Consider the following 11,427-nt stretch of genomic DNA (forward strand, 5'->3'; position numbering starts at 1 on the left):
GAGTCTGATGCTGCGCACGATGCTCAAGTCGAAGATTCACCGCGCGACGGTGACCGACGCGAACCTGCACTACGTCGGGTCCGTCACGGTCGACACCGACCTCATGGCCGCGGCGGACCTGCTGCCCGGCGAGCAGGTCGCGATCGTCGACGTCACCAACGGCGCCCGCCTCGAGACCTACGTGATCTCCGGCGACGCCGGGTCCGGGGTCATCGGGATCAACGGCGCCGCCGCGCACCTGGTCCACCCCGGCGACCTCGTCATCCTCATCGCCTACGGGCAGATGGACGACGCCGAGGCGCGGGAGTTCGCGCCGCGGGTGGTCTTCGTCAACGACGCCAACCAGGTGTTGGACGAGTCGAACGACCCGGCCCGGGTCCCCGATATGGGCGATGCCGCTCCGTCGTCGTCCCCCCTCGTGCCCGGGACCCGGGCGCAGGCCGCGCTGAACTAGGGCGGGTCCGGGTGCTGCTCTGCATCGACGTCGGCAACACCCAGACCGAGCTCGCGCTCTACCCGCGCCCGGACGACGGCCTGGCGGACACGCCGGGCACCACCGCCACCGCGGACCCGGCGACGGCCCGCTGGTCGGCCCGGATCCGCACCGAGCGCCGGGCCACCGCCGACGAGCTCGCCCTCACCGTCCGGGGGATGCTCGGGCCGTTGCTCGGCGAGGTCGACGGTGTCGCGGCGCTCTCGACGGTGCCCGCGCTGCTGCGCGAGCTGCGGGGGATGTGCGAGAAGCACTTCGCGGGCGTGGAGCAGGTGCTCGTCGAGCCGGGGGTGCGCACCGGCGTGCCGCTGCTCGTCGACAACCCCAAGGAGGTCGGCGCCGACCGCGTCGTGCAGGCGCTCGCGGCGTACGAACAGGTCGGCGGGCCGTGCGTGGTCGTCGTGTTCGGGACCTCCACGACGGTGGACGCGGTCTCGGCCTCCGGGGAGTTCCTCGGGGGCGCGATCGCCGCGGGCGTGGCGGTCTCGGCGGAGGCGCTCGCGACGCGGGCGGCAGGCCTGCGACCCGTCGAGCTGGTGGCGCCACGATCGGCCCTGGGCCGCTCGACGGTCGAGAGCATGCAGGTCGGGCTCGTGCTCGGTGCGGCCGCGATGGTCGACGGGCTCGTGACCCGGCTCGCGGACGACATCGCGGCCCGCGACGGTCAGGGACGGCGGCCGGTCGCGGTGGTCGCCTCGGGCGGGCTCGCGCCGGTCGTGGCCCCCGAGTGCGCGACCGTGACCCACCAGGTCCCCGACCTCACGCTGCAGGGCCTGCGGGCGGTGTTCGTGCGCGTGCGGGCGGCCGCCCGGGCCCGGGAGGACCGCAGGCGCCACAGCAGGCGCTAGGGGAGCTCAGGCGTCCGGGGTGAAGAGCTCGGCGTGCCGGGGGTCGCTGACCGGCAGCACGTGGCGCAACCGCTCGACCAGCTCCGCGTCCTGGCGCCCCGCAGGGGTGCGGGCGAGGGCCCACAGCGCGGCCGTGTCGCCGCTGCGCAGGACCGCCGAGCGGACCCCGACGTCGAGCTCGTCGCGCAGGGCGCGGATGCCCGGGGCGTCCGAGGTGGGCAGCAGCTCGCCGCGCCCGATGAGCTCGGTCTCGGGCAACCGGCCCGCCCGGACCGCGTCCCGCAGCGTCAGGAAGTCCGCGTCCACCCGCGCCTCGAGGCGGTAGGGCCCGGTGCGCACCGCCCCGGTGCCGTTCGGGGCGCTCTCCAGCAGCGCGCGCAACCGGTGCATCTCGGCGCGCACCGTGACGGGGTTGCCGCGGTCGCCGTAGAGCTCCACGGCGAGGGCGTCGGCGCTGAGGCCCTCGGGGTGCAGGGCGAGCAGGGCGAGGAGCTCGGCGTGCCGGGCGCTGAGGCGGACCGGTCGGCCGTCGAGGCGGGCGACGGGCCGGGGGACGCCGAGGAACGGCAGGGCGAGCGTCGAGCGGTGACGCACGGAGGAGGCCCGCTCCAGCCGGAGCAGCCAGCCCTCGGCGAGCGGCTCGAGCACGCCCTCGCCGTGCTCGCCGAGCACGATCCGTTCGCCCGCGCCGGGCAGGGCGACACGGTCGTCGATCCAGCCTTGCGGGGTCGCCGCCAGCACCCGGCCCGCCGGGCTGAGCAGCGCACCGGGAGCGTCGCCGAGCCCGGTGAGGTGCGGGAGGTTCTTGGCGCGCAGCCGCTCGTCCCGGATCGCCTGGCGGGTCGCGAGGTGGTTCTCGGCGAGCTTGGCCGCGGCCGACACCAGCGCGAGGGTGCTCGGGTGGAACGTGCGGACGGGACCGGTGAGGTCGACGGCGCCGACCGCCTCGCCGGTGTCCGGGTCGTGGATCGTCGCCGCGGCGCAGGTGAACCGGTGGTACTGCGCGACCAGGTGCTCCGAGGAGTGGATCTGGACCGGAGCGCCTGACGCCAGGGTGGTGCCCATCGCGTTGGTGCCCGCGGAGTCCTCGCTCCAGCGGAAGCCCTCCGCGAGCTCGACGTCGTCGGCGATGTGCAGCATGCCGGCCGCGCCCTCGCGCCACAGGATGTGGCCCTGGGCGTCGGTGACGATCATGACGTGCATCGCCTCGTCGGCGATCTCGAGCAACGTGGTGCGCAGGATCGGCAGCACCGGGGCGAGCGGGTGGGACTCCCGCACCGCGTCGAGCTCGCGGTCGTCGAAGACGTGGGCGGGCGCGCCGTGGTCGGGGTCGACGTGGGCGGCGAGCGAGCGGCGCCAGGAGTCCGAGACGACGTCGCGGGGGGCGACCTCCCCCGACCCGCCGGCCAGGACCGCGTCACGCACGCGCGCTAGCAGGGCCGCGCGCTCCAAGGGATCGCCCCAGATGAGTGCGTCGGCCCCCGTGCTCGAAAGACCTCTCGCCATCCACCACCTCGTGGAATCGTGCCGACCGTCCATCGTGCTCCCGGGCCGCTAGTGAGGCAACCCTTACTCGATCGGTGCAGTTATCCGCATCTACGGATGTGACCTGGCCGTGAACGCCGCGTGCGCGTGCAACGCCGCTGCAACCCCGCTCTTCCTAGCGTCCTACGTCACAGGTGGGCGCACAACGTGCGCCACATCGGCGGGCGGGAGAACCGTCCGCCAGATCGAAAAATCGGGAGGACCGAGCATGGCCACGTACGCGGCCCCGAACACCGACGGCTCCGTCGTCAGCTTCAAGCCCCGCTACGACCACTACATCGGCGGCGAGTACGTCGCCCCCGTCAAGGGCCAGTACTTCGAGAACCCGACCCCGCAGACCGGCCAGACCTTCACCGAGGTCGCCCGCGGTACCGCCGAGGACATCGAGAAGGCCCTGGACGCAGCCGAGGCGGCCGCTCCGGCCTGGGGCAAGACCTCGGTCGGCGAGCGCGCGAACATCCTCAGCAAGATGGCCGACCGGATCGAGGCGAACCTCGAGAAGGTCGCCGTCGCCGAGTCCTGGGAGAACGGCAAGGCCGTTCGCGAGACCCTCGTGGCGGACATCCCGCTCGCGATCGACCACCTGCGCTACTTCGCCGGGGCGATCCGGGCCCAGGAGGGCCACCTCTCGCAGATCGACGAGGACACGGTCGCCTACCACTTCCACGAGCCGCTGGGCGTCGTCGGGCAGATCATCCCCTGGAACTTCCCGATCCTGATGGCGATCTGGAAGCTCGCCCCGGCGCTGGCCGCGGGCAACGCCGTCGTCCTCAAGCCGGCCGAGCAGACCCCGGCCTCGATCCACGTCCTCATGGACGTGGTGGGCGACCTGCTGCCCCCCGGCGTACTGAACATCGTCAACGGCTTCGGGGTCGAGGCGGGCAAGCCGCTCGCGTCCTCGCCGCGTATCCGGAAGATCGCGTTCACCGGTGAGACCACGACCGGCCGCCTGATCTCCCAGTACGCCTCGGAGAACCTGATCCCGGTCACCCTCGAGCTGGGCGGCAAGAGCCCGAACGTCTTCTTCGACGACGTCTCCTCGCAGAACGACGCCTTCTACGACAAGGCGCTCGAGGGCTTCGCGATGTTCGCCCTGAACCAGGGCGAGGTCTGCACCTGCCCGTCGCGCGCGCTCATCCAGGGCGGGATCTACGACGAGTTCCTCAGCCAGGGCGTGAAGCGGACCGAGCAGGTCAAGATGGGCAACCCGCTCGACACCGACACGATGATGGGCGCCCAGGCCTCGAACGACCAGTTCGAGAAGATCCTGTCCTACATCGACATCGGCCGCCAGGAGGGCGCGAAGATCCTCACGGGTGGCGAGAAGGCCGACCTCGGCGGCAACCTCTCCGGCGGGTACTACATCCAGCCCACCGTGTTCGAGGGCAACAACTCGATGCGGGTCTTCCAGGAAGAGATCTTCGGGCCGGTCGTCTCGGTCGCGAAGTTCTCCGACTACGACGACGCCATCAAGATCGCCAACGACACCCTCTACGGGCTCGGTGCCGCGGTCTGGTCGCGTGACGCCAACACGGCCTACCGTGCAGGACGTGACATCCAGGCCGGCCGTGTCTGGGTGAACAACTACCACTCGTACCCGGCGCACGCGGCGTTCGGCGGGTACAAGCAGTCGGGCATCGGTCGTGAGAACCACAAGATGATGCTCGACCACTACCAGCAGACCAAGAACCTGCTGGTGAGCTACTCGCAGAACGCCCAGGGCTTCTTCTGATCGACCCGATCAGGAGACCGTCCGGCCGGCAGGAGGAAGGGGATCTCATGACTGAGGTCAGCACCAGTACCGACGTCACCACCGAGGTGCCGGAGGTGCCGGGCTCCGGGACGACCCAACGGGTCGCCCTGTCCCCGCAGGCCTCCGAACTCCTCGTGACGCTCACCGACATGCACGGTCCGCTCATGTTCCACCAGTCCGGTGGGTGCTGCGACGGCAGCGCCCCGATGTGCTATCCGGACGGTGAGTTCAAGATCGGGCAGCGCGACGTGCACCTCGGTGACCTCACGGTGGAGGGAGTGGAGAAGCCGATCGGCTTCTACATGTCGGCCTCGCAGTTCGAGTACTGGAAGCACACCCACCTCACCGTCGACGTCGTCAAGGGACGCGGCAGCGGATTCTCGGTCGAGGCGCCCGAGGGCGTCCGGTTCATCATCCGCTCGCGGCTCTACAGCGACGACGAATGGCGGGCCCTCGAGGCCCGGTGAGGCTCCGGTAGCGCTCAGCCGAAGGGCACCTCCGACCGCCCCGGGCGGTCGGGGGTGCCCTTCGGTGCGTCCCGACCCCGATCTCGATCCATCTCGACGAGGAGATTCCGAATGACGACCCCGAGCCCGACCCTGCGTGAGCTCACCGGCATGTCCGGGGACCCCGCCCCGCTCACCGGCTCCGCGCTGATCATGATCGACCTCCAGAACACCTACACGCAGGGCGTCATGGCGCTCGAGAACGTGGAGCCGGCCATCGAGCAGGCCGCCATCCTGCTCGACCGGGCGCGCCAGGCGGGCACGACGATCGTGCACGTCCAGCACGAGGCGGGCGCCGGGACGCCCTACGACACGAACGCCGAGATCGGCGAGATCGTCGACGCCGTGGCCCCCAAGCCCGGTGAGCACCGGATCGTCAAGAACCTCCCGAGCTCCTTCGTGGGCACCGACCTCGAGGAGTACCTGCGCGGGGCGGGCGTCACGAACCTGGTCCTCGCCGGATTCATGACGCACATGTGCGTGAACTCGACGGCGCGCAACGGGTTCAACCTCGGATTCGCCCCGACGGTCGTCGCGGGCGCCACGGCCACGCGGGCCCTGCCGGGGCCGGACGGGACCGTGCCCGCCTCCTCGCTGCAGCAGGCGAGCCTCGCCGCGCTCTCGGACATGTTCGCCGTCGTCGTCCCGGACGCGTCGTCGGTTCCCGACTGAGACCTCTTTCCGCACCTCAGAAGGGGAAGTCCGCCGCGGGGTGCGGTGCACGATTCTCGTGAGGTCGACGTGTCCGGCCCGGTGCACTCGACACGGCGTGGTTCGCGCATTTACGCTCCGCCGCGAATCATTCCGGTATCGCGCTCAGGACGTGACGCCGGCCTCACGGGGGTCGTGGAAGGAATTGTCGCGTGGCGCAGAAAGTGGTCGTGTCCCTCGTGGACGACCTGGACGAGTCCGAGGCCGACGAGACCCTCGAGTTCGGGATCGACGGGGCGACCTATGAGATCGACCTGTCCGACTCGAACGCCGCAAAGCTGCGTGACGTCCTCGCGGACTACGTCGCGCACTCCCGGCGGCTCTCCGGCCGTCGGCGTTCTGCGTCGCGGGCGTCGGCTCCCGCCGCCGGTGCGAGCCCGCGCCGGGGCGGCGGGCGAGCCTCGGTCGACCGGGAGCAGAACCAGGCGATCCGGGAATGGGCGCGCAAGCAGGGGATGACCGTCTCCGAGCGCGGCCGCATTCCCTCCGAGGTCAGCGAGGCCTACCACAAGGCGCATTCCTGACCGGTGGATCCGGTCCGGGTGCGCCCGCCGGCGGGGACACGGGACTGTCGAAGATCCGTGTCACCATGGAGGAGTGTCGCCCGCAGTCAGGACCTATCGCGGGGCCAGCGCGGACGAGCGCCGGGCGGACCGTCGTGCCCGGCTGCTCGCGGGCTGCCTGGAGGTCATCGGTGAGGTCGGCGTCGTGGGCATCACGGTCGAGGCCGTGTGCGCCCGCGCGGGCCTGACGAAGCGCTACTTCTACGAGGCCTTCGCCGACCGCGACGCGGTGCTCGGCGCCGTGGCCGACGACGTCTACGCCGGCCTGCACGAGGCGATCGTGATCGCGCTGCGCGCCGTGGACGGCGACGAGCGTGCCCGGGCGACGAGGGCCGTCGAGGTCTTCACCGAGACGCTCGACGAGAACCCCCGGGTCGCCCGGCTCTACGCGGAGTCGCCCGGCCACCCGCAGCTGTCGGCGCGGCGGGACGACGCCATCGACGAGTTCGCCGAACTGGTGCTCGACGACGTGCTCCGGCTCTGCCCGGGCGATCGCGAGCGCCTGCGCACCTCCGCCGTCTTCGTCGTCGCCGGAACGACGCACCTGGTGACCCGGTGGCTGGCCGGCGGAGTACCGCTGGGGCGTCTCGAACTGGTCGAGGAGATCACCCGCACCGGGACCAGGGCCCTGCTCGCCTGAGATCAGAGGGCCCGGTACATCACGTGCAGCCCGACCCGGCCGTGCGTCGGGTGCGCGAACGCCTCGGGGATCGTCCCGACGACGGCGAACCCCTCCTGCTCGTAGAGCCGCACGGCGTGGACGTTCGTGGCGACGACGGCGTTGAACACCATCCCGGCGTAGCCGTCGGCGCGGGCCGCCTCCAGTGACGCGCGGACGAGCGCCCGGCCCACGCCGCGCCCGCGGGTGTCCGAAGCGACCAGGAAGCTGGCGTTCGCGACGTGCCGGCCCGGCCCGTCCCGGTTCGGGCCCATGCTCACCGTGCCGAGCAGCCGGTCGTCGTCGGCGGCGACGAGGACGCGGCCCGGTGAGGGGCGCAGCCAGGCCCGGCGGCCGCCCTCCTCGGTCATCCCGGGGTCGTAGGCGTAGGTGTCACCGGCGCGCGCGACGTCCCGGATGAGCGACCAGAGCTCGGGCCAGTCCTGGTCGGCGTACGGCCGGATGTCCATCGACGGTCACGGTAGGCCGGTTCCGCTCCCGGCGCGTCAGGTATCCCGACGGCCTCCCGCGAGCGGGCCGGTCGGTGTCAACGGTCCGCGGAATCCGCCCCGGCGGGGTCGAACAGCACGCTCACCGACTCGCCGTTGTGGATCCGTCGCATCGCCTCGGCCAGCGCGGGCGCCACCGACACGATCGTCAGCTTCCCGGTGGCGTGCGTGGTCGGGCCGGGCACGGTGTCGGTGCAGAAGATCTCAGTGACGTCGTCGCGCTCGGCGATGCGCTCGAGCGCGCCCTCGGTGAACAGCCCGTGCGTGCACGCCACGCGCACCGAGGCGACGTGGTGCCCGCGCAGCCGGTCGAGCAGCTCGATCATCGTGGAGCCCCGGGCGATCTCGTCGTCGAGGATGATCACGTCGCGGCCGTCGACGTCGCCGATGATCGACGAGATCTCCACCTTGTCGTCGGGCAGCCGCTGCTTGGCCGCCGCCGCGACCGGCACCGGGTTCCCCGGGCTGCTCAGGATGCGGGCGAACGCGCTCGCCTCCTTGGCGTTGCCCAGGTCGGGGGAGATCACGACGGCGTTCGAGAGATCGATGCCCCGGAGGTGCCCGGCCAGCTCGTAGAGCGCATGCAGGTGGTCCACCGGCACCGAGAAGAAGCCGTGCACCTGCGGCGAGTGCAGGGTCATGACGAGGACGCGGTCGGCCCCGGCGGCGACGATCTGGTCCGCGACGAGCCGCCCGCCGATCGAGATCCGCGGAGCGTCCTTCTTGTCCGAGCGGGCGTAGGCGTAGTGCGGCATGACGACCGTGATCCGCGCGGCCGAGGCCCCCCGGGCGGCGTCGACCATGAGCAGCAGCTCGACCAGGTGCTCCTGGACGGGCGGGACCAGGGGCTGGACGAGGTAGACGTCGCGCTCGCGGCAGTTGGCCTGGAGCTGCACCTCGAGGCAGTCGTTGGTGAAGCGGGTCAGCCGCGAGGGGGACAGCGGGACGTCGAGCTGGCGGCAGATCGCGGCCGCCAGCGCCGGGTGCGCCGAGCCGGAGAAGATCGTCATGTCCCGCACGGCGGAGCCCCCTGAGGTCCACGGTCGTCGGCCGGGAGATCACGGTAGCCCGGGTGCACACCGGGGGTGAGGCCCTCGGCGGTCGCGACGCGACCGAGCAGCTCAGCGAGCGTGCGGCGCTCGTCCGGGTCGAGCGGGGCCAGCAGGTCGGCCTCGTGCGCGGCGGCGAGCCGGCCGAGGTCGGCGAGCACCTCCTCGCCCGCGGGCGTGAGATGGACGGCGTAGAGCCGCCGGTCGTCCGGGTTGCGCCGCCGTTCCAGCACCCCCCGTTGCTCCAGCGCGTCCACGAGTGCGACGAGCCGCGTGGCCGGTGTCCCCAGCTGGGCGGCCAGTGCCTGCTGGCTGCGACCCGGGTCGCCGGCCACCGCCCGGATCAGTCCGGACTGCGGGGGCGTCAGGTCCACCGCCGACACGCGCTCGGCGAAGCGGCGCGCGGCGTGGGTGCCGAGCTGGGTGAGCAGGAAGGCCGCTCCGGTCGGTCGTCGATCGTCCACGGATCGAACCGTACCCCTTGACGGATCGTCTCACGCAGCCAACGATAACAACTTGTAACGATTATTCGAGAGAAGGACCGGCGATGACGACCGACCCCGTTCCCACCCACGCCCGCCGCGGCGGGCCACCCCTCCTCGCGCCCGCGCTGGCCTGGGCCGCGCTGACCGTCGCCGCCGCCGTGCTGCATCCCGGCACCCGCCCCGGCGCGGACCCGGCGACGACGCTCGCGCTGCTGCGTGACCACGCGGGCGCCGCGCAGCTCTCCGCGACCGTCCTGCTCGCGTCCGCGGTGCCCCTGGCCGTCTGGGTCGCCGCCGCCCACCACCGGCTCCACCGTCTCGGTCTGCGCGTGGCCGGACCCACGCTCGGGCTGGCCGGTGGGCTCCTCGCCGCCGGGATGCTCGCGCTGTCCGGCGCCGCGGGATGGGCGGCGGTCGCGGCCGCTGCCGTGCCCGGGGATGCGACGGCCGCCGTCGTCGGCCTCAACGGGCTGTCCTTCGCCGCGGGCGGCGCCGGCTTCGTGGTGACCTTCGGACTGCTGATCGCGGGGGTCTCGGTGCCGACGCTGGTGGGTCGGTTGGTGGCGTCCCCGCTCGGCTGGGCCGGGCTGGTGCTGGCCGCGGTCGCGGTGATCGCCGTCCTGTCGCCGGTGCTGCCGGTCCTCGGCGTCCTGCTCCCCGTGGTCCGCTTCGGCGGGCTGATCTGGCTGGTGTGGATGAGCGCCGTCCTGCCGGTGACCCGGCGTCGGGTCACCGAGGCGCGCGAGCCGGAGTCGGTCCGATGACCGCCGGCGTGGTTCGCCCAGCGGGCCCGTGAGCACGCGGCGATCTTCGCCCGGGTGGTCGCGTGAATTGCCGTCCGGAGGTGCAGCATCTGCCACCAGCAGCAAGATCCCCGGGGTGTCCCCCGATCCGCGCGTTCACCTTCGGCGAACGCCTTCCCGGAACAGCCGTCCAGTTGGCATCGTTGGCAATGACACGGTGACCAGGCGGTGACCGTGCGGGGCGGGCGCCAGCCCGCCCCGGGCACGTGCGGTCATCGATGATCGACGTGGCCGCCGTCACCGTGCCGCAACCAGCGGCACCCGGTGGCGGCGCCCACGACGACTACGATGGTCGTACGGTGCTCAGTCAACGTGCTCCGGGTGCGCCCGGGTCGCGGGGGGCACCAGCCAGGGTCCGTGCGGGCCGTGTCGGCAACGACGGGGCGGTAGTGCGGGAGTCCGCCGGCGCAGCAGTCAGGAGTGACGGATGTTCGAGAGGTTCACCGACCGCGCGAGGCGGGTGGTCGTCCTGGCCCAAGAAGAGGCCAGGATGCTCAACCACAATTACATCGGGACCGAGCACATCCTGCTCGGACTGATCCACGAGGGCGAAGGCGTCGCCGCCAAGGCCCTCGAATCGCTGGGTATCGCCCTGGAAGGCGTGCGTCAGCAGGTCGAGGAGATCATCGGCCAGGGTCAGCAGGCCCCCAGCGGGCACATCCCGTTCACCCCGCGCGCCAAGAAGGTACTGGAGCTGTCGCTGCGCGAAGCGCTGCAGCTCGGCCACAACTACATCGGCACCGAGCACATCCTGCTCGGGCTGATCCGTGAGGGCGAGGGCGTCGCCGCCCAGGTCCTCGTCAAGCTCGGGGCAGACCTCAACCGGGTGCGCCAGCAGGTGCTGCAGCTGCTCTCGGGCTACCAGGGCAAGGAGCCCACGGAGTCCGGCGGCCAGCGCGGCGAGGGCACCCCGTCGTCGTCCCTCGTGCTCGACCAGTTCGGTCGCAACCTCACCCAGTCGGCCCGCGAGGGCAAGCTGGACCCGGTCATTGGCCGGGAGAAGGAGATCGAGCGGGTCATGCAGGTCCTCTCCCGGAGGACCAAGAACAACCCGGTGCTCATCGGCGAGCCCGGCGTCGGCAAGACGGCGGTCGTCGAGGGCCTCGGCCAGGCCATCGTCATGGGCGAGGTGCCCGAGACGCTCAAGGACAAGCAGCTCTACACCCTCGACCTCGGGTCGCTCGTGGCCGGCTCGCGCTACCGCGGTGACTTCGAGGAGCGCCTCAAGAAGGTGCTCAAGGAGATCCGCACCCGCGGCGACATCATCCTGTTCATCGACGAGCTCCACACGCTCGTCGGCGCGGGGGCCGCCGAGGGCGCGATCGACGCCGCGTCGATCCTCAAGCCGATGCTGGCCCGCGGCGAGCTGCAGACCATCGGGGCGACGACCCTCGACGAGTACCGCAAGCACGTCGAGAAGGACGCCGCCCTCGAGCGCCGCTTCCAGCCGATCCAGGTGGGGGAGCCCTCGGTGGCGCACTCCATCGAGATCCTCAAGGGGCTG

At 72.0% G+C, this 11,427-nt stretch carries 13 protein-coding genes; 9 read left to right on the forward strand and 4 right to left on the reverse strand.

All coding sequences use genetic code 11. The features are described from left to right. Positions 1-7 precede the first annotated feature (7 nt). Entirely contained in the window at positions 8-454 is a 447-nt protein-coding gene (panD, locus tag VGI02_RS15290) for an aspartate 1-decarboxylase (RefSeq protein ID WP_414638282.1), read from the forward strand. A gap of 11 nt (positions 455-465) precedes the next feature. Next, positions 466-1,341 (forward strand): type III pantothenate kinase, encoded by an 876-nt coding sequence (locus VGI02_RS15295; RefSeq protein WP_331628261.1) that lies wholly within the window; start codon positions 466-468, stop codon positions 1,339-1,341. A gap of 6 nt (positions 1,342-1,347) precedes the next feature. Here the strand turns inward: VGI02_RS15295 and VGI02_RS15300 are convergent, their stop codons facing one another. Then, the gene (locus VGI02_RS15300; RefSeq protein ID WP_331628263.1) at positions 1,348-2,766 is read right to left on the reverse strand and encodes a GAF domain-containing protein; all 1,419 of its coding nucleotides are present in this window, start codon (positions 2,764-2,766) and stop codon (positions 1,348-1,350) included. Positions 2,767-3,094: 328 nt separating this feature from the next. On the opposite strand from VGI02_RS15300, the gene exaC reads away from it, so the two are divergent. From exaC to VGI02_RS15325, 5 genes are all read left to right on the forward strand, one after another. After that, positions 3,095-4,618 (forward strand): acetaldehyde dehydrogenase ExaC, encoded by a 1,524-nt coding sequence (exaC, locus tag VGI02_RS15305; RefSeq protein ID WP_331628265.1) that lies wholly within the window; start codon positions 3,095-3,097, stop codon positions 4,616-4,618. Between the two features lie 47 nt (positions 4,619-4,665). Then, positions 4,666-5,106, forward strand: coding sequence for a DUF779 domain-containing protein (locus VGI02_RS15310; RefSeq protein WP_331628267.1), 441 nt, complete (start codon positions 4,666-4,668; stop codon positions 5,104-5,106). Between the two features lie 111 nt (positions 5,107-5,217). After that, positions 5,218-5,817, forward strand: a complete 600-nt coding sequence (locus tag VGI02_RS15315; RefSeq protein WP_331628269.1) for a cysteine hydrolase family protein — start codon at positions 5,218-5,220, stop codon at positions 5,815-5,817. A 191-nt stretch (positions 5,818-6,008) separates the two neighbouring features. Next, entirely contained in the window at positions 6,009-6,380 is a 372-nt protein-coding gene (locus VGI02_RS15320) for a histone-like nucleoid-structuring protein Lsr2 (RefSeq protein ID WP_331628271.1), read from the forward strand. A gap of 73 nt (positions 6,381-6,453) precedes the next feature. Continuing rightward, entirely contained in the window at positions 6,454-7,059 is a 606-nt protein-coding gene (locus tag VGI02_RS15325) for a TetR/AcrR family transcriptional regulator (protein ID WP_331628273.1), read from the forward strand. A 2-nt stretch (positions 7,060-7,061) separates the two neighbouring features. Here the strand turns inward: VGI02_RS15325 and VGI02_RS15330 are convergent, their stop codons facing one another. The 3 genes from VGI02_RS15330 to VGI02_RS15340 form a co-directional block, all read right to left on the reverse strand. Continuing rightward, positions 7,062-7,547 carry a GNAT family N-acetyltransferase gene (locus VGI02_RS15330; protein WP_331628275.1) on the reverse strand — a complete coding sequence of 162 codons (486 nt, stop codon included), beginning with the start codon at positions 7,545-7,547 and terminating at the stop codon, positions 7,062-7,064. A gap of 77 nt (positions 7,548-7,624) precedes the next feature. Next, on the reverse strand, positions 7,625-8,596 hold the full coding sequence (locus VGI02_RS15335) for a ribose-phosphate diphosphokinase (RefSeq protein ID WP_331628277.1): 972 nt from the start codon (positions 8,594-8,596) through the stop codon (positions 7,625-7,627). Then, on the reverse strand, positions 8,593-9,099 hold the full coding sequence (locus tag VGI02_RS15340; RefSeq protein WP_331628279.1) for a MarR family winged helix-turn-helix transcriptional regulator: 507 nt from the start codon (positions 9,097-9,099) through the stop codon (positions 8,593-8,595). The genes VGI02_RS15335 and VGI02_RS15340 overlap by 4 nt, the downstream gene beginning before the upstream one ends. A gap of 83 nt (positions 9,100-9,182) precedes the next feature. On the opposite strand from VGI02_RS15340, the gene VGI02_RS15345 reads away from it, so the two are divergent. After that, positions 9,183-9,884: a DUF4386 domain-containing protein gene (locus VGI02_RS15345; RefSeq protein WP_331628281.1), complete on the forward strand. Its 702-nt coding sequence runs from the start codon at positions 9,183-9,185 to the stop codon at positions 9,882-9,884. Between the two features lie 466 nt (positions 9,885-10,350). Next, a partial coding sequence (locus tag VGI02_RS15350; protein WP_331628283.1) for a Clp protease N-terminal domain-containing protein occupies positions 10,351-11,427 on the forward strand: 1,077 nt, incomplete at its 3' end.

Origin of the sequence: Actinomycetospora sp. (assembly GCF_036497245.1) — a bacterium.
Lineage (GTDB): Bacteria > Actinomycetota > Actinomycetes > Mycobacteriales > Pseudonocardiaceae > Actinomycetospora.